Genomic DNA, 16,436 nt, shown 5'->3' with positions numbered 1-16,436 from the left:
GTTCTCAGTGCAGGCGAGGACCTGCGACGAGCACCAGTGCCAGCGCAGCGACGGTGAGCAGCCCGCCGGCCGCACCGAACCCGAGCCCGACCGAGCCGTCATCGTCGTCCGTCGTCGTCGGGGCCGGCCCCGTCCCGGGCTGGTCCGTCGCGCTCGGCGTGCCCTGCTGGTCGGTCGTCGGTGCCGGCGTCGGGGTGGCCGTCGGCGTCGCGGTCGTCGCGTCGCCGACGGTCAGCAGGCCGTCGTCGGCCGTCGGGTCGACCCGCGCGCCGTCGTCGTCGTCGACCTGCTCCACCGACAGCACGAGGCCGACCTGTCCGGCTGTCTCGCCGGCGAGCGTGACAGTTCCGAGGGTGACGGGGCCGTCACCCGGGCCGACCTCGTCGTCGAGGTCGGCGGACTTCAGGCGGACCGAGCTACCGTCGTCGGCGACGACGACCGAGCCGTCGCCGATGGCCGGGAACGGCTCGGCGAGCGCCGCGTCGGTGACCGTCGCCGTCTCCGTGTCGGCGACGGCGACCGTGACGTTGAACCCGGAGAGCCCCGCGGGCACGGCGGACAGCGTCAGCGTCGTCTCGGTGGTCCCGCCGGGGTCGACGCTCTCGTCTGCGACGACGAGCGTCGGGTCGTCCGCCTGTGCGCTCTCGCCGGCGGCACCGGTCGTGCCGGCGAGTGCGGGCGCGAGCGCGAGCGCCAGTACGAGCACGATGACGGACGCATGCGTGGCGAACGCCGACCGGTGGTCGGTCGTCCAGTCGCGGCGGTCCATCGCTCTATATCTCCTCGAACAGGGTCGTGATGTCGTCGAAGTCGATGCGACCGTTGTCGTTGAAGTCGAAGGAGTCGACGTAGTCCTGGATGGCGTCCGACTCGCGGTTCTCGAAGAAGACGACGACGTCCTCGAAGTCGAGCTGGCCGTTGCCGTTCAGGTCCTCGTAGACGCCGTCGTCGTCCGGGTCCGTCGGCAGGTCGTTGTCGCCGATGCGTTCGACGGGGGCGATGGTCAGGTCGCCGGTGCTGGTTCCGGCGTCGATGACCGATCCGTCGTCGGCGTCGAGCGCCCCAATCTCGAGGTCGATGCCGGTGGTGCCGGCCGACTGCGGTTCGAGGGAGACCGTGGCGAGCGGCACGTCCGACGCCCCGGTGCCGACGTTTTCCTCGATGTCCGCGGCCTCGAGGGAGACCGTCGAGCCGTCGGCGCTGATGGACGCCTCGGTGGTCGAGTCCGGGAAGACGTCGTCGAAGCCCACGTCCGTCACGGCGGCGACACCGGTGTCGGCGATGCTGATGGTCACGTCGAAGCCGGCGAGTCCGTCGGGCGCGTTCGACAGGGAGAGGTCGGCCGGGACGGCGCTGCCGGCACCGTTGCGCTCGGGGAAGCTGACAGAGAGCGTCGGCTGGCCCGGCTCTCCGCCGCCCGTGCCCGGCTCGTAGACGTCGAACAGGTCGAAGTCGTCGTGGAAGTTCGTCGTCGTGACGAGTCCGGCGTCGCCGTTCACGTTGTTCGAGCCGTCGGTGACGGCGTCGCCGGTGAGACGCAGGTCGGAGCCGAGGGCGCTCGCGAGGGAGTTCAGGTTCTCGCGTGCCGCGTCGGTCGCGTCGGCGTCGCCGAGCAGGACGATGGCACCGCCGTCGTCGCGGAAGCTCCGCAGGGCATCGACCTCCGCGTCGGAGAACGCCTCGGTGGGGCTCGTGACGAGCAGCGCACGACCACGCGAGAGCTTCTCGGCGGTCGGCTCGTTCACCTGCTCGAAGTGCAGGCCCGCGCCCTCGAGGAACCGCTGGTAGTAGGCCGCGTCCTCGTTCGAGAGGGCGAACTCCGCGCTGAACTGGCCGTGACCGCCGTCGACGAGCACGTCGCCCTCGCGTCCGGAGAGCGAGTCCGCGAGGTTGGAGACGAACGTGAAGTTCTCGAAGCCGGAGACGTCGTAGCCCGAGCCCTCGGCCTCCTCGTGGGACTCGTCGACGAGGAGACCGCCGAGCATCGCGACGCTCTTGCCCTGGTCGACGCCGACGAGCGGGGCCTCGCTCTCGCTGGCGCTCGACTCGGCGTTGACGGGGACGCGACCCTGGCCGAGCGCGCCGTTCGCGGAGCCGACGGCCGCGGGCGTCGGGACGAACAGGTCCTCGACGGGCCGGTTCCGGTAGCTCGGGGCGGACACGACGTCGCTCTCGGCCCAGAGGCCGGTGCCGGCGGTGCGGGCGTCGTGTTCGTAGCTCCAGAACTCGTCGTGCTTCGAGAGGCCGGAGCCGTAGACGCGGGCGTACCCCTCCTCGATGAGCCGGGCGTTGTACAGCGTGTCCTTGCTACCGTCGCCGGTGGCGTCGTACGCGACGTAGCCGAGCAGCCGGTCGAACGGGTCGGTGACGCCCTCGTTCTCGTCGAAGCTGACGACGACGTCCGCGCCGGAGAGCTCCTGGGCCGCGAACTCCGTCGCCTCGCCGGCCCACTCCTGGAGGTGCGCGAGCGGGTCCTCGCTGTCGCCGCCGAAGTACGGCGCGTAGCTGTCCGTGTTGAACTGCTCGGTGCCGAACGAGAAGTCGCCGTCGACGACGACCTGCGCGTCGTTGTAGCGGAACGCTGCACCGATCTCGGAGAGGACGGTGTTCAGCGCCTCGGTCCGGTCGAAGTCGTTGTAGTCCGACTTGCCGATGAAGGTCACCGGGTTACCGTCAGCCGCGAAGCTGGCGACGGCGGCTAGGTTCGCGTCCGAGAGCGCGTTCGGCGACGAGAGCACGAACGCGTCCGCGTCGCCTGCGGCCGCCGCGAGGTCGCTGGCGGACTCGAGCGTGTAGCCCGCGTCCTCCGCACGCCCCTCGAAGTTGCCGAACACGTCGCCCAGGTTGTCGAACTGGCCGTTGTCGAGCCAGACGACGGTGCCCTCGCCACCGAGCTGGGCGTCCCAGACGTTCAGCACGAAGTCGCAGTTGTCGCCGTCCCACCCGCCCTGGTCGTTGACCATGTTGGCGCTGAGCCCCACGAGGTTGCCGTCCTTCACGGCGAGCGGGATGTCGGCGTCGGGGTAGCTGACCGCGTCGCCGCCGTTCTGGTCGGTGACGGTGGCGTTCGACGGTGCCCAGTAGAGGACCGTCGCGGCGTCGGTGAGCGGCTCCATCGCGTCGTCCAGGAAGCAGGTGCCGCTGTAGTGCGAGAGTGTGTCGACGGGACGGGCGTCGCTGGCCGTCTCGTAGGCGAGGCCCTCCCACTCCTCGGGGCGTTCGGCGCTCGCGTTCTCCGGGCTCTCCGGCGTGTCGACGCCGAGGACGCGGATGGACTGTGCGCCCACGTCCTGGTTCTCGAACTCCACGGTGAAGGTGTCGCCGTCGGCGACGCTCGTCACGGTGCCGGGGTAGCTCTCGCCCGGTTCGAACGGGAGTTCACCGCCGCCGCCGATGCCCTCACGGGCCGCGAACAGCTCGGGGTACTGCTCGGTGTTGCCGTTCTCGGTGAGGATGACGAAGTTCTCGAAGCCGCTGTTCTCGTCGTCGTACACCTGGTCGTCGTTGAACCGGAACGCCGCGCCGACGGTCTCGGCGACGGCGTTCAGGTTCGCGGTCTGGTCCTGGTCCTGGAAGTCCGAGGCGTCGTGGAGGAACAGCGCGCCACCGCCGTCGACGAACGAGGCGACGGCCGAGAGCTCGCTGTCGGAGAGTGCCGTCGTCGGGCGGGCGAGCACCAGCCCGTCGGCGCTCCCGAGGTCGGCCGCGAGGTCGGTCGTCGCGTTCACGGTGTAGCCGTTGTCCTCCGCGTAGCCGGCGAACGTCGAGATGTCGGACCGCGTGATCGCGTTGTCGTGGCCCTCGTCGACGAGGACCGTCGCGTCGCCGCCGGTGAGGTCGTCCCACACGTTCAGGAGGAACTCCTCGTTGCCGGCGTCGCTGAACGACTCCTGGTTGTTGACGAGGTCGTTGCCGATGCCGACGACGGTCCCGTCGATGCCGGCGAGCGGGATGTCGGTGCCGTCGGGGTAGCTGACCGCGTCGCCGTTGCCGTCCTCGTCGGCGTTGTACGCCGTCGGCTCCGCCCAGACGAGCACGTTCGAGCCGTCGGTGAGCGGTTCACCGGACGCGTTCAGCAGGCTGCCGGTCGAGTAGAACCGGAGTTGGCCGACGTCGAGTGCTGCGCTCTGACCGAACGATGCTCCCGCTCCCGTGGCCGACACGACGCTCCCCAGCGAGGTCGCGGCGAGTGTGGCCATGAAATCACGTCGTTGCACACCGAACCAACTCGTAGAAACCGATATAAATACACTGGTCTGTTTTTCAGATTAAAGATATAGAGTATATAGTATTATAAGGGACTATATCTGTACGAACGAGCCGAAGATACCTGTCTCTCGGTCTCCCGGACGGGCGTCCCGGTGGGGTCGACCTTCGGCATTTTTATTTCGACCCTCGGCAAGTGTTGCGTATGGACTTCACGCTGCCGGACGAGCACCGGATGATCCGCGAGGAGGTGCGGCGCTTCTGCGACGAGGAGATCGAACCCGTCGCACAGGAGATCGAGGACGAGCACCGGTTCCCCGAGGAGATATTCGACCAGCTCGCCGAACTCGACGTGATGGGCGTCCCCATCTCCGAGGAGTACGGCGGCCTCGGCGGCGACACGCTGATGTACGCCGTCGTCGCCGAGGAGCTGGGTCGCGTCTCCGGCTCTGTCGCGCTCTCGTACGTCGCCCACACCTCGCTCGCCTCGAAGCCCCTCGAACTGTTCGGCACCGAGGCACAGAAGGAACGCTGGCTCACGCCGCTCGCCTCCGGCGAGTACCTCGGCGGGTGGGCGCTCACCGAGCCGAGCAGCGGCTCCGACGCCTCCGACATGGACACGACCGCCGAGAAGGAGGGCGACGAGTGGGTGCTCAACGGCACGAAGCAGTTCATCACGAACGCGAGCGAGGCCGGCAGCGTCCTCGTGAAGGCCGTCACCGACCCCGGCGAGGGCTACGGCGGCATCTCGACGTTCATCGTCGACCCCGAGGCGGACGACGGCTTCGAGGTCACGACGCTCTGGGACAAGATGGGCCTGAACGCATCGCCCACCTGCGAGATCAAGCTCACCGACGTGCGCCTGTCCGAGGACCGGATGCTCGGCGAGCGTGGCGACGGCTGGGAGCAGACGAAGAAGACGCTCGACGGCGGCCGCATCTCCATCGCGGCCATCTCGACCGGGCTCGCACAGGGTGCGTACGAGGCCGCGAAGGAGTACTCCAAGGAGCGCGAGCAGTTCGGCCAGCCCATCTCGAAGTTCGACGCCATCCGTGACAAGGTCGTCGACATGGACCGCAAGATAGAGCGCGCCCGGCTGCTCACCCACAAGTCCGCGTGGCAGTACGACCAGGGCCAGTCCGTCACGAAGTCCTCGTCGCTCGCCAAGCTCGACGCGAGCGAGGCCGCCCGCGAGGTCGCCGAGGAGGCGGTCCAGACCCTCGGCGGCTACGGCTACACCGAGGACTTCGCCCCGCAGCGGTTCTACCGCGACGCGAAGCTCATGGAGATCGGCGAGGGGACCAGCGAGATACAGCACCTCGTCATCGGCCGCGAACTCGGACTGTAGTCAGAAACCGCGCCGTTCGTACTCCTCGTCGTTGCCGCCGAGTCGGTCCTTCGCCCGTTCGACGTTCGCCCGGAGCGCGAACACCATCCCGACCAGCAGCAGGACGCCGATGAGGACGCCCAGCCCGTAGAACCCCTCCGCGCGCAGCCACGGGAACACCACCAGCCCGTAGCCGAAGAGGACGATGACGTAGAGGTTGTTGTACTCCTTGAAGAAGCCCGTGAGCGAGTCCCTGAGCGACCGGTCGGAGTCTGGCATCCCCCGACACTATCGGTCCAGCGGGCAAGAATCCACCGGAGCCAATCCGGTTTGGCCGACGTTTGAACTGCTTCGCGCACCCGTTTTCGGGTGTAGCCATGACCGACCACCAGACACAGAGCGAATCGGCAGGCGACGCGGTCGACGACGCACTGGCCAGCCTCCGGTCGAAGCTCGACGAGTTCGGTGGCGACGGCGGCAAGAAGGAGAAGGCGGCGAGCAAAGGCCACGAACTGGTCGACGAACTGGAGGAGACGATCACGGATCTGACGAGTTCGAGCGACAGTTCGTCGAACTACTGACGCCGCGGCACCCCCACCGCAACACCGACGCCGCAAGTTTCTCCGTGTCCACGCGAGGACCGTCCCGCATGGACGACCTCGTGGTTCGTCGGTTCGAAGCCAGCGACACCGACGCAGTCTGGCGTGTCCACGACCGGGCGTTGCGTGCGTCCGCGATGGCGTACGACCCCGAGTACAACCGCTATCTCCGTCACGTCGAGCGCGAGTTCTTCGAAACAGGCGGCTGGTTCACCGTCGTCGAGGCGGCCGACCCCGGCACAGCAGCGACCACCCGCGACCACGCCGCCGAGCCGGCCATCGTCGCGATCGGCGGGTTCCAGCCGCTCGCGTACGTGCGCGAGGAGTCGGACCCGCCGTCGTGGCTCCCGGCGGCCGTCGACGAGACGTGCCGGATCCGGAGCGTCGCGGTCGCCCCCGACCTGCAGGGTGTGGGCGTCGGCACCGCGTTGCTCGACCGGCTCGAACGACGGGCTGCCGAACGAGGCTTCGGGGACACGATACTCCACACGGAGGCGTCCATGGAGCAGGCGTGTCGGTTCTACGAGCACCGGGGCTACGCGACGCTGGCGGAGACTGACGGGGAACGGTGGTACGGAAAACGGCTCGACTGACTGCGGGACGTTCGACCGGGGCTCAGGGCCAGTTGCCCGAATCCATGTACGCGTCGACGACGCGCTGGACGGCGTTGACGTAGCAGGCGGTGCGGAGGCTCGGCGTGTCGAAGGACTCGTGGGCCTCGGTCATGCGGTCGAAGGCGTCGACGATGATGGTCTCCAGCTCGTCGTTGACGCGCTCCTCGGACCAGTAGAACCGCTGTCGGTTCTGAACCCACTCGAAGTACGAGACGGTGACGCCGCCCGCGTTGGCGAGGATGTCGGGGACGACCCACACGTCGGACTCGGTGAGTACGTCGTCGGCGTCGGGCGTGAGCGGGCCGTTCGCAGCCTCGACGATGACGTCGGCCTGCACGTCGTGGGCGAGCTCCTCGTCGATGGCGTTCTCCAGAGCCGCCGGGATGAGGAGGTCGACGTCCATCGTCAGCAGGTCCTCGTTCGAGACCTCCTCGTCGGCGTCCTCGTAGCCCGTGACGGAGCCCGTCTCGCGCTTGAAGTCCTTGACCGCGACGGGGTCGAAGCCGTCGGCCCTGTGGATGGCACCGGAGGAGTCGGAGACGGCGACGACGTCCGCGCCGAGTTCGTCGACGAGCTTTGCCGCGATCCAGCCGGCGTTCCCGTAGCCCTGCACGGCGACGGTCGCCTCAGAGATGTCGCGGTCGAGGTAGTCGAACACCTCGCGGGAGGCCAGCATGGTCGAGCGTCCGGTCGCCTCGACACGACCCTCGCTGCCGCCGGACTCGATGGCCTTGCCCGTGACGACGCCGGGCTCGGTCTTGTTCTCGAGGGTCTCGTAGGTGTCCTTGATCCAGTTCATCTCGCGCTGGCCGGTGTTCACGTCGGGCGCGGGGATGTCCCTGTCCTCGCCGACGAGCGGCCGGAGTTCCTTCGCGAACGACCGGGTGACACGCTCCAGTTCGTCCGCGGAGTGCTCGGACGGGTCGATGACGATCCCGCCCTTGCCGCCGCCGTAGGGGATGCCGACGGTCGCGCACTTGTAGACCATCCAGCCGGAGAGCGCCTTGACCTCGTCCCGGCTGACGCCCGGGTGGTAGCGGATGCCCCCCTTGTAGGGGCCGCGGTCGCCGTTGAACTGCGAGCGGAACGCCTTGAACCGGCCGATGCTCCCGTCGTCCATGTCGACGGTGAGGTTCGTCTCGAGTACTCGTTCGGGGTGTTTCAGCCGGTCGAGTACGTCGTCCCGGACGTCGAGGTACGCGGCTGCGTCGTCGACCTGCTCCTGGAGACTCTCGAACGGGTTGGCCTCGTCTGTCATCAGCCGAAAAATCTCGGGGGTGGGGGTTAAGCGTGGCGGAATATAAACTATTTCGTGATATTAAAGCCGTCTAAACACCCTTATACGCCGTCTGCCGCCTCGGCACGTGCGACGACGCGCTCGGCCTGTGCGATCAGCGGCGCATCGATCATCTGACCGTCCACCTGGAAGACGCCGCGGCCCTCCTCGTCGGCTTCGGCCCTCGCAGCCAGCACGCGCTCGGCCCACTCGACGGCCTCGGCATCGGGCGTGAACGCCTCGTTGATGACCGCCACCTGTGACGGATGGATGGCCATCTTGCCGTCGTAGCCCAGTTCGATGGCGAACTCTGTCTCCTCGCGCAGCCCCTCGCCGTCGGAGAAGTCGGTGTGGACGGTGTCGATGGCGTCGACGTCGGCCGTGGCGGCCGCGAGCACGACGTGCTCGCGCGCGTAGAGCACCTCCGTGCCCTCGTCGGTCCGGGTCGCCCCGATGTCGGCCGAGAGGTCCTCCGCGCCGAACACCAGCGCGTCCGTCGCGTCGGCGGCCGCCACGGACTCCGCGTGGAGCACGCCCGCTGCACTTTCGACCAGCGCGAGCACCGGCGGCGTCTCGCCGGGAACCAGCGAGTCCAGCGCGTCGACGTCGTCGCCGTCGGTGCACTTCGGGAGCATCAGCGCGTCCGGCCGGGCGTCGCCGTCGTACACCACCGTGAGGTCGTCGGCAGCCGTCGTCGCGGAGTCCTCGACCGGGTTGACCCGCACGCAGACCTCGGCGTCGGGGTCGAACGCCGGGTCCGAGAGCACGTCGCGGACGGCCGCACGAGCCTCGTCCTTGCGGGCCGGTGCGACGGCGTCCTCCAGGTCGAAGACGATGGTGTCCGCACCGGTTCCGGGAGCCTTGCGCATCAGTTCCGGTCGGTCGCCGGGCGAGAACAGCACGCTACGTCTGAGCATATCCGGACCGACGGCGGGCGTGTTGTTGAAACTCCCGGGTCCGGGGCCGCCGACTCGGTGACCGGGCGGCCGTCCGCCCTACGGCCAGAGCCCGCGGGCCTCGTGGGCCTCGGCGACGCGGTTCAGTGCGACCGCGTAGGTGGCGTCGCGCCAGCTGACGTCGCGGCGGTCGACCTGGTCGCGGACCGCGTCCCACGCCTTCAGCATCTCGGTGCGCAGCTCCTCGTTGACGCGGTCGAGCGACCACTGGCGGCGGTTGATGTCCTGCAGCCACTCGAAGTAGGAGACGGTGACACCGCCGGCGTTGGCGAGGATGTCGGGGACGACGGGGATGTCGCGCTCGTCGAAGACGGCGTCCGCGGCGGAGGTCGTCGGACCGTTCGCGCCCTCGACGATCATATCGGCCTGCACGTCGTCGGCGTTGTCGGCGGTGAGGACGTTGCCGATGGCGGCCGGGATGAGCACGTCCACGTCGAGTTCGAGGAGTTCCTCGTTGGCGAGGCTCCGCGGGGCGTCGTAGCCCGACACCATGCCGGGGCGCTCGTCGTGGTCCTCGACGTCGCGTGTGTCGAGGCCGTCGGGGTCGTAGATGGCCCCGTCGACGTCGCTCACGGCGACGACGGTCGCGCCGAGGTCGTCGAGGTAGCGGGCGGCGTACGCGCCGACCGAGCCGAAGCCCTGCACGGCGACCGTCGTCCCGTCGATGTCCCAGTCGTAGTAGTCGATGGCCTGCTCGGCGATGATGCCGACCGAGCGGCCGGGTGCGCCCTCGCGTCCGAACGAGCCGCCGATGACGGGTGGCTTGCCGGTGACGACGCCGGGGGTGGTCTCGCCCTCCTGCATCGAGTAGGCGTCCATGAACCACGCCATCTCCTGCGGGCCGGTGCCCATGTCGGGGGCCGGGATGTCGCGTTTCGGACCGATGACGTCGCGCAGCTCCTGTGCGAACCGGCGGGTGAGGCGCTCCTTCTCGCCCTCGCTGAGGGTCTTGGGGTCCACGACGATGCCGCCCTTCGCGCCGCCGAAGGGGAGGTCCATCACGGCGCACTTCCAGGTCATCCACATCGAGAGCCCGATGCACTCCTGCTCGGAGACGCCGGGGTGGTAGCGCAGGCCGCCCTTGAACGGGCCGCGGACGCTGTCGTGCTGGGCGCGGTAGCCGGTGTACACCTCGGTCGTGCCGTCGTCGCGCTTCAGCGGGATGGAGACCCGCTGGACGCGGTCGGGGTGGTTCAGGCGCTCGATGACGCCCTCGTCGACGTCGACCAGTTCGGCCGCGCCGGCGAGCTGTCGTCGAGCGGTCTCGAGTGCGCTCTCCTCGTGCTGTTCCGTCTCGTCTTCCGATGTTGTGGCTGTGACCATGACTGTGACCTCCCACCGATGCGTGTCACCGTCCGTCGTCTGTTCCCGCTGGTCGTCGACGGCGGCGTTGTCGTGTGAGACGGTGGCACGGCATCTGGCGAAGTTCGACCGGCAGTGAGAACCCCCACGTGGTGGGACTGCCGGTGCATCTACGGGCCGTACCCCGCAGACGAATTTAAACAAAACGGTTTCGGTCGGGGCAGAAGTTACAATCCGGTCGCGAGTGAACCGAACCGGCGGGAACGGACACCGAAGCGTACCGACTAAGACCGGGCCGCGAGTCCCTTCGGGTATGACCGGCCGCTACTACGAGGCGTTCGAGGTCGGCGAGACCATCGAACACGAGCGACGCCGCACCGTCTCCGAGAGCGACAACCAGCGGTTCTGCGACATGACGATGAACCAGCAGCCGCTCCACCTGGACGAGTCCTTCGCGAGCGACACGCAGTTCGGCCAGCGGCTCGTCAACGGCATCTACACGCTGGCGCTCGCGGTCGGTGTCTCCATCCCCGAGACGACCGACGGCACCATCGTCGCGAACCTCTCCTACGACGAGGTCGAGCACCCCGCCCCGGTGTTCCACGGCGACACGCTCCGCGTGCAGTCGACCGTGACGGACAAACGCGAGACGAGCGACGGCGAACGCGGCGTCGTCACGATGCACGTCGAGGCGTTCGTCGTGGACCTCGACGACGATGACGACCGCGGCGAGGGCGAGGTGCTGGTCTGTGAGTTCGACCGGACCGTGCTCTCCCTGAAGCGCGAACACGCCGGGGACTGAGTCCCTACAGCCAGCCCTCGCGTCGGAAGTACAGCACCATCACACCGGCGATGCCGGCCATCCCGAGGACGACGGCGTGGTAGGCGTACGGCCACGCCAGCTCCGGCATCCGCTCGAAGTTCATGCCGTAGACGCCGACGACGAACGTCAGCGGCAGGACGATGGTCGCGACGACCGTCAGCGTCTTCATCACCTCGTTGGTCGACATCGACAGCGAGTTGAGATAGATATCGCGTGCGCCGGTGACGAGGTCGCGGTACGTCTCGTTGAGCTCGACGAGCTGGACGACGTGGTCGTACACGTCGCGGAAGTACTTCTCCGTCGTCTCGTCGACGAAGTCGAGGTCGCCTCGGGCGAGCACGCCGACGGCGTCGCGGGTCGGCCAGAGCACGCGCCGCACGGAGAGCAGGTCCCGTCGGAGCTCGTTGATGTCCTCGAGCAGGTCGAGACCCGTCGCGCCGACGACCTCCTCCTCGACCGCCTCGATGTCGGATTCGATCTCGTCGAGCACGTGGAAGTAGCCGTCGACGATGGCGTCGATGATGCGGTAGGCGGTGAAGTCCGGCCCGCGGGCGAGCAGTCGTCGCTCCTCGCGGGTGACGGCGTCCCAGACGACCCCGACGGCCGGGATGGTGTGCGTCGACAGCGTGACGAGCCAGTCCGGCCCGACGAAGATGCCGACGCTCCGGGTCTTCACCTCCTCGGCGAAGGTGGTCTCGCCCTCACGGAGTGTCGCGGTCTTCAGCAGGACGAACAGGTGGTTCTCGAACTGCTCGACCTTCGGCCGCACGTCGTTGCGCACGTCATCGAGCTCGAGCGCGTGGATGTCGAACGTCTCCGCGACCGCCTCCAGCTCCTCGCTCGTGCCATCGGAGACGCGGGTCCACGTCGTCCCGGGGGCCTCCTTTGCCGCGGCGAGGTCGTCGTGCTCGTCGACACCCGCGGATTGGAACACGTGGCTCTGGACCGTCACGAGCCGCCACCTCCGAGCCCGACGGCGGCGAGGGTGATGCCGACCATGATGCCGACCAGCGAGAGCTCCCGGCCGGGGTACGGCGTCGACACGCCAACGCCGTAGCCGACGAGCCCGGCGAGTGTCAGCACGACCCCGAGCACGAACGTTCGCTCCATGGTACTCCCTCTGACGGCGACGGGAAAAGCGTTGGCTCGGAAACCGGGAGAGCGAAGGCCCTCCCGTTCCAAGCTCGGCGCATGCACGCGCTCGATCGCCTCCGCACGGTGGCAGCCGGCGGGAGCACGGCCGGCGACCGCCTGCGGGTCGTCGTGGCCGACGTCGTGGTGCTCTGTGCGCTCATCGTCGCGGGCGAGCTTCGCCACCAGATCAACCCGGTCGAACAGCCCCTCGTGCTGGCCGAGACCGCCGTGCCGTTCCTGCTCGGCTGGGCGGTCGTGGCCACGCTCGTCGGCGCGTACGGGGAGCGCGCACTCGCCGACCGTATCTGGTCCGTCCGCACCGCCGTGGGTGGTTGGCTCGGCGCGGTCGCCATCGGGGCCATCCTCCGCGGCTCCCCGTACTTCGCCGGTGCCATCCCGTGGACGTTTCTCGCCGTGATGGCGGGACTGGGAACTGTCGCGCTCGCACTCGTCCGGTTCGTCGCGGTGACGCTGCTCTCCTCGACGCGGTAGCGCGGTCTCTCAGCCCCGTCGGCCCAGAACCAGGCTCGCCGTCGCGCCGAGCAACCCGATCCCCGCGAGCACCAGGAACAGGACGTCCACGTCCGCGTAGGTCAGGATGCCGCCCGCGAGCGTGCCGCCGAGCGCGCCGACGCCGAAGACGCCGAGGTAGGTGTAGCCGTAGGAGAGTCCGCGGGTGCCGGCTGGCGTGTGCTCCGCGACGGCGGCCTGGTACAGCGGCTGGACGACGAACAGGGCGACGCCGAGGACGCCACAGAGCGCGAGCACCGGCAGGAGGCCGAGTCCGGAGACGGGGACGAACACCAGCGCGAGCAGGCCGAGGAGGCCGAACGCGAACGGGAGGGCGCGGCTCGGTGCCACGCGGTCGGTGAGTCGCCCGCCGACGTACTGGCCGACGACGCCGACCATCAGCAGGCCACTGTAGACGTACCGACCGGGCTCGAGGTCCTCGCCGGCGAACTCGACGGGCTGGAGCGACTGGAAGTCGCCGAGGATGTCCGGCAGGAACGTCAGGACGCCACGGTAGTACAGCCCGGAGCAGACGACGATGGCGAGGATGACGAGGAAGCCGCCGGCGAACAGGCGCTTCGAGCCGGCGACGAACTCCGGCCACGACTCCACCGCGTCGGCCTTCGAGTCACCCGCGTCCGTTCCGCCGTCGGCGACGGCCGCGCGCTCGTCCACGTCGAACCGGAGCGCGAGCGCAGCGCCGAGGACGGCGGGAACCGCGAGCACGAGCGCGACGCCGCGCCAGTCGAGTACCAGCAGGAGCAGCGTCGCGGCGAGCGGGCCGAGCGCGATGCCGACGTTGCCGGCCATCCCGTGGTAGGCAAAGGCGGAGCCGCGGGCCTCGACGCCGCGGCTGATGAGCGAGAGGCCGGAGGGGTGGTAGACGCTGGCCGCGACGCCCCAAAAGCAGAGCGCGACGGCGACGAGCCAGATGGACGAGGCGACCGACAGCAGCGCGAACGAGCCGGCCATCCCCAGGAGGCAGCCCACGATGAGTCGCTTCGAGCCGACGGTGTCGGCGAGCACCCCACCCGGGAGCGCGCCGAGCCCGAACAGGCCGTACCCCACCGTCGTGACGACTCCGAGCGTCGCCGCGTCGACCGAGAACGCCGGGCTGGTGAGCCAGACGCTCACGAAGATGGGGATCGAGAGCTCGTAGGTGTGCACCATCGCGTGACCGAGCGTGACGAGCGCGACGATGGCACGGTCGTTACGGTTCACAGCTACAGTGTCGGCTGGTCGCCCGTTCAACGCTCCGGTTCCGGCAGTCGTCCGTGCGTAGCGGTACCACGACTCTGAGTACTTATTTATGTGATGCTCAAAACGAGAGGTTAGCGAGAGCAGAAACGCAGTACTGCAGTACGATTACCGGGTGATAGGATACTCATAACTTATGAGAATCCTGGGTAGTAAATATGGGTTCCCAACCGATGAACTACCGCAGGGATATCTCCCAAAGTTTTTTATGTACGGTACGCATAGATATCGACAGATTATGACTGGGTACTACGACATCGTTCTTGGCCTGATTCCCGTCTCGTTCATCGGAGGAACCGCCGCGCTGACGACCGTCGCGGACATGGCCTTGAGCACGGCCATCCCGGTCGCCGCCGTCCTCTCGGTGCTGCTCATCGGCCACGCGATGTTCGTGAACGCACCTGTCGACGTGGTGGCCGAGGAGGCAGAGCCCGCGAAGTCCACGCCCAGCACGGCCGCGCCGCCGCAGGCGGACTGAGACCAACGTACCCAGCACCGCTCTTTTTGGTGCCGGCCCTCGATTCTCAGCGTATGACGACCGCCCGTTTCCTGACGAGTAGCGATGTCGCCGACCTCGCCTCGCCCGCCGAGTACGTCGCAGCCGTCCGCGAGGGCTACCGCCAGCGCGGCGAGGGTGCGGCCGCGAAACCCCGCTCGACCCTCCGCAACGGCGACCCACCCGGGATGCTGTTCAGCTACGCCGCAATCCTCCCCGACACGGGAGCGATGGGCGGCTACATGTACTCCGCCGGCTTCGGCGAGGTCGACGCCTGGTTCGTGACGCCGCTGTTCGACGCCGAGAGCGGCGCGCCGCTGGCACTCGTGGACGGCGCACACATGAACCCGTTCAAGACCGGCGCGGCGGGGGCGGTCGCCGTCGACGAGCTCGCCCGCGAGGACGCGACGAAGCTCGCGGTCATCGGCTCCGGCCCGCAGGCCCAGGGGCAGCTCAAGGCGACGATGACGGTGCGGGAGTTCGAGACGGTGAACGTCTACTCCCCGACGAAGGACAACCGCGAGTCCTTCGCGGCCGAGATGAACCGCCGGTACGACGACGCCGCGGTCGGCGCGGTCGCGTCCTCGGCCGCCGCGGTCGAGAACGCCGACGTGGTCATCACCGCGACGACCGCCTCGGAGCCCGTGTTCGACGGTGACCTGCTCGAACCCGGCACGCACGTCACCGCGATGGGCCAGTACCACCCCGAGAAGCGCGAACTCGACCACACGACGGTCCGCCGGGCGACGTACGTCCCCGACCTCCGCGAGCGCGTCACCCAGGACGCCGGGTCGTTCATCTCCGCGATGGAGGCCGGGCTGGTCGGCGAGGACGACGTCCACGCCGAACTCGGGGAGGTCGTCGCAGGCGAGGTCGACGGCCGGACGAGCGACGACGAGATCACGGTGTTCGACTCCGGCGGCACCGGCATCGAGACGACCGCCGGTGCGTACCTGCTGTACGAGAAGGCGGTGGAGCGGGACCTTGGGAGCGAGATCGAGTTCGCCCCCGCGAGCGAGGCGCTGCAGGGCTGACAGTCCGAGGGAACGGGTCGTTCACTCCTCCGGCGCGTACGTCTCACCGGGGACGAACACCGGGAGGTCGGTGTCCCGTGCCTCGCGAGTCAGCGCGTCGAACCAGTTCCGGACCTTGTCGTGGAGGTCGTCCCGCCGGCGGAACTCGTCGTAGCGCACGTCGAAGCCGTAGGGGAGTTCGTCGACCGTCGCGCTGCCGAACTCGGCGTCCTGGTAGATGGCGACGCGCTGGCCGGGCTTGTGCGTCGTCGCGGGGTTCCCCCGTCGGAGGTGGAACTCGCCGAGGATGCCGCCCGTCTCGGTGCCGACGCCGGTGGTCAGCCCGCCCTGCGTGAACAGGAACAGCACGGCGTCGCTGTGGGCGGCGAAGGCGATGGACTGGTCGAGCGGGGCCATGCCCTGGACATCGGGCTCGTCGTCGTCCCGCTTCTCGTTCAGCTCCCGAGCCTGCCGGTAGGTCGGGATGCCGATGTCGCTGGCGATGAATGCCCGGCAGCTGTGGCGGTCCCGGAGCTCGGCGCAGAAGTCACGGAGTGCCCGCTCCATGTCTCCGCGGCCGCTCTCGGTGACGTGTCGCTCCGGGTCGAACAGCGGGTCCGACTGGAACGGTGTCGCGAGCCGGTCGCCGTCGTCGTAGGCGTAGGCCGCACTGAAGGCGGTGTACGGGCCCATCACGTACACGGTGAAATCGTTCTGCCGGCTGAACCGCGGCGGCTCCGGGGCCTGCTCGGCGAGGATGTCGGCGATGGGGCGGCCGCCGTAGCGGAAGGTCGTCTGTCCGTCGAACATCTGTTGATTGCGTTCACGGGAGGAGGAAATAAGACGAGGGGGAACGCCAGCAGAGCAGTCAGCAGAAAAGGAAGAAATATTTCTCTCTAATCGGTGGATACTTGTTCCGTCAC

General features: G+C 68.6%; 17 protein-coding genes. 7 read left to right on the top strand and 10 right to left on the bottom strand.

Annotation, left to right across the window (positions count from 1 at the left end; genetic code table 11):
* Positions 1-4: 4 nt before the first annotated feature.
* Complete coding sequence (locus tag NO345_RS15015) at positions 5-769, bottom strand: hypothetical protein (protein ID WP_256300511.1); 765 nt, start codon at positions 767-769, stop codon at positions 5-7.
* A 4-nt stretch (positions 770-773) separates the two neighbouring features.
* On the bottom strand, positions 774-4,217 hold the full coding sequence (locus NO345_RS19850; protein ID WP_256300510.1) for a DUF4350 domain-containing protein: 3,444 nt from the start codon (positions 4,215-4,217) through the stop codon (positions 774-776).
* A gap of 194 nt (positions 4,218-4,411) precedes the next feature.
* Here NO345_RS19850 and NO345_RS15005 point away from each other — a divergent pair, with 194 nt between their 5' ends.
* Positions 4,412-5,554: an acyl-CoA dehydrogenase family protein gene (locus NO345_RS15005; RefSeq protein WP_256300508.1), complete on the top strand. Its 1,143-nt coding sequence runs from the start codon at positions 4,412-4,414 to the stop codon at positions 5,552-5,554.
* On the opposite strand, the gene NO345_RS15000 is transcribed toward NO345_RS15005, so the two are convergent.
* Positions 5,555-5,812, bottom strand: coding sequence for a hypothetical protein (locus NO345_RS15000; protein ID WP_256300506.1), 258 nt, complete (start codon positions 5,810-5,812; stop codon positions 5,555-5,557).
* A gap of 98 nt (positions 5,813-5,910) precedes the next feature.
* On the opposite strand from NO345_RS15000, the gene NO345_RS14995 reads away from it, so the two are divergent.
* On the top strand, positions 5,911-6,114 hold the full coding sequence (locus tag NO345_RS14995; RefSeq protein WP_256300504.1) for a hypothetical protein: 204 nt from the start codon (positions 5,911-5,913) through the stop codon (positions 6,112-6,114).
* A gap of 68 nt (positions 6,115-6,182) precedes the next feature.
* The gene (locus NO345_RS14990; protein WP_256300502.1) at positions 6,183-6,725 is read left to right on the top strand and encodes a GNAT family N-acetyltransferase; all 543 of its coding nucleotides are present in this window, start codon (positions 6,183-6,185) and stop codon (positions 6,723-6,725) included.
* A 22-nt stretch (positions 6,726-6,747) separates the two neighbouring features.
* Here NO345_RS14990 and NO345_RS14985 read toward each other — a convergent pair whose 3' ends face one another.
* The 3 genes from NO345_RS14985 to gdhB all read right to left on the bottom strand — a co-directional run bounded on the left by NO345_RS14985 (position 6,748) and on the right by gdhB (position 10,301).
* Positions 6,748-8,004 (bottom strand): Glu/Leu/Phe/Val family dehydrogenase, encoded by a 1,257-nt coding sequence (locus tag NO345_RS14985; protein WP_256300501.1) that lies wholly within the window; start codon positions 8,002-8,004, stop codon positions 6,748-6,750.
* An 80-nt stretch (positions 8,005-8,084) separates the two neighbouring features.
* Complete coding sequence (locus NO345_RS14980) at positions 8,085-8,939, bottom strand: HpcH/HpaI aldolase/citrate lyase family protein (protein ID WP_256300499.1); 855 nt, start codon at positions 8,937-8,939, stop codon at positions 8,085-8,087.
* A 78-nt stretch (positions 8,940-9,017) separates the two neighbouring features.
* Positions 9,018-10,301, bottom strand: coding sequence for a glutamate dehydrogenase GdhB (gene gdhB / locus NO345_RS14975; RefSeq protein ID WP_256300497.1), 1,284 nt, complete (start codon positions 10,299-10,301; stop codon positions 9,018-9,020).
* A gap of 292 nt (positions 10,302-10,593) precedes the next feature.
* On the opposite strand from gdhB, the gene NO345_RS14970 reads away from it, so the two are divergent.
* Positions 10,594-11,082 (top strand): MaoC family dehydratase, encoded by a 489-nt coding sequence (locus tag NO345_RS14970; RefSeq protein WP_256300495.1) that lies wholly within the window; start codon positions 10,594-10,596, stop codon positions 11,080-11,082.
* Positions 11,083-11,086: 4 nt separating this feature from the next.
* Here the strand turns inward: NO345_RS14970 and corA are convergent, their stop codons facing one another.
* A complete protein-coding gene (corA, locus tag NO345_RS14965; RefSeq protein WP_256300493.1) occupies positions 11,087-12,055 on the bottom strand; it encodes a magnesium/cobalt transporter CorA in 969 nt (322 codons plus the stop codon).
* Entirely contained in the window at positions 12,052-12,213 is a 162-nt protein-coding gene (locus tag NO345_RS14960) for a hypothetical protein (protein WP_256300491.1), read from the bottom strand. Before NO345_RS14960 ends, corA begins: the two co-directional genes overlap by 4 nt.
* Before the next feature lie 81 nt (positions 12,214-12,294).
* Here NO345_RS14960 and NO345_RS14955 point away from each other — a divergent pair, with 81 nt between their 5' ends.
* Complete coding sequence (locus NO345_RS14955) at positions 12,295-12,729, top strand: DUF3054 domain-containing protein (protein WP_256300489.1); 435 nt, start codon at positions 12,295-12,297, stop codon at positions 12,727-12,729.
* A 9-nt stretch (positions 12,730-12,738) separates the two neighbouring features.
* Here the strand turns inward: NO345_RS14955 and NO345_RS14950 are convergent, their stop codons facing one another.
* Positions 12,739-13,968 (bottom strand): MFS transporter, encoded by a 1,230-nt coding sequence (locus NO345_RS14950; RefSeq protein ID WP_256300487.1) that lies wholly within the window; start codon positions 13,966-13,968, stop codon positions 12,739-12,741.
* Between the two features lie 274 nt (positions 13,969-14,242).
* Here NO345_RS14950 and NO345_RS14945 point away from each other — a divergent pair, with 274 nt between their 5' ends.
* Both NO345_RS14945 and NO345_RS14940 read left to right on the top strand, forming a co-directional pair.
* Complete coding sequence (locus NO345_RS14945) at positions 14,243-14,482, top strand: DUF8015 family protein (RefSeq protein WP_256300485.1); 240 nt, start codon at positions 14,243-14,245, stop codon at positions 14,480-14,482.
* 53 nt (positions 14,483-14,535) lie between these two features.
* Positions 14,536-15,534: an ornithine cyclodeaminase family protein gene (locus NO345_RS14940; protein ID WP_256300483.1), complete on the top strand. Its 999-nt coding sequence runs from the start codon at positions 14,536-14,538 to the stop codon at positions 15,532-15,534.
* A gap of 21 nt (positions 15,535-15,555) precedes the next feature.
* On the opposite strand, the gene NO345_RS14935 is transcribed toward NO345_RS14940, so the two are convergent.
* On the bottom strand, positions 15,556-16,323 hold the full coding sequence (locus NO345_RS14935; protein WP_256300481.1) for a DUF7509 family protein: 768 nt from the start codon (positions 16,321-16,323) through the stop codon (positions 15,556-15,558).
* Positions 16,324-16,436: the final 113 nt, after the last annotated feature.

The organism is Haloarchaeobius salinus, from assembly GCF_024464185.1.
Classification (GTDB): Archaea; Halobacteriota; Halobacteria; order Halobacteriales; family Natrialbaceae; genus Haloarchaeobius; species Haloarchaeobius salinus.
Note: the sequence above shows the minus strand (reverse complement) of the source record. Positions and strands in the feature narration are given on the sequence as shown.

Coding starts and splice junctions, on each gene's coding strand:
- NO345_RS15015 (WP_256300511.1), bottom strand. CDS start 769: ATGGACCGCCGCGACTGGACGACCGACCACCGGTCGGCGTTCGCCACG.
- NO345_RS15005 (WP_256300508.1), top strand. CDS start 4,412: ATGGACTTCACGCTGCCGGACGAGCACCGGATGATCCGCGAGGAGGTG.
- NO345_RS15000 (WP_256300506.1), bottom strand. CDS start 5,812: ATGCCAGACTCCGACCGGTCGCTCAGGGACTCGCTCACGGGCTTCTTC.
- NO345_RS14995 (WP_256300504.1), top strand. CDS start 5,911: ATGACCGACCACCAGACACAGAGCGAATCGGCAGGCGACGCGGTCGAC.
- NO345_RS14990 (WP_256300502.1), top strand. CDS start 6,183: ATGGACGACCTCGTGGTTCGTCGGTTCGAAGCCAGCGACACCGACGCA.
- NO345_RS14985 (WP_256300501.1), bottom strand. CDS start 8,004: ATGACAGACGAGGCCAACCCGTTCGAGAGTCTCCAGGAGCAGGTCGAC.
- NO345_RS14980 (WP_256300499.1), bottom strand. CDS start 8,939: ATGCTCAGACGTAGCGTGCTGTTCTCGCCCGGCGACCGACCGGAACTG.
- gdhB (WP_256300497.1), bottom strand. CDS start 10,301: ATGGTCACAGCCACAACATCGGAAGACGAGACGGAACAGCACGAGGAG.
- NO345_RS14970 (WP_256300495.1), top strand. CDS start 10,594: ATGACCGGCCGCTACTACGAGGCGTTCGAGGTCGGCGAGACCATCGAA.
- NO345_RS14960 (WP_256300491.1), bottom strand. CDS start 12,213: ATGGAGCGAACGTTCGTGCTCGGGGTCGTGCTGACACTCGCCGGGCTC.
- NO345_RS14955 (WP_256300489.1), top strand. CDS start 12,295: ATGCACGCGCTCGATCGCCTCCGCACGGTGGCAGCCGGCGGGAGCACG.
- NO345_RS14945 (WP_256300485.1), top strand. CDS start 14,243: ATGACTGGGTACTACGACATCGTTCTTGGCCTGATTCCCGTCTCGTTC.
- NO345_RS14940 (WP_256300483.1), top strand. CDS start 14,536: ATGACGACCGCCCGTTTCCTGACGAGTAGCGATGTCGCCGACCTCGCC.
- NO345_RS14935 (WP_256300481.1), bottom strand. CDS start 16,323: ATGTTCGACGGACAGACGACCTTCCGCTACGGCGGCCGCCCCATCGCC.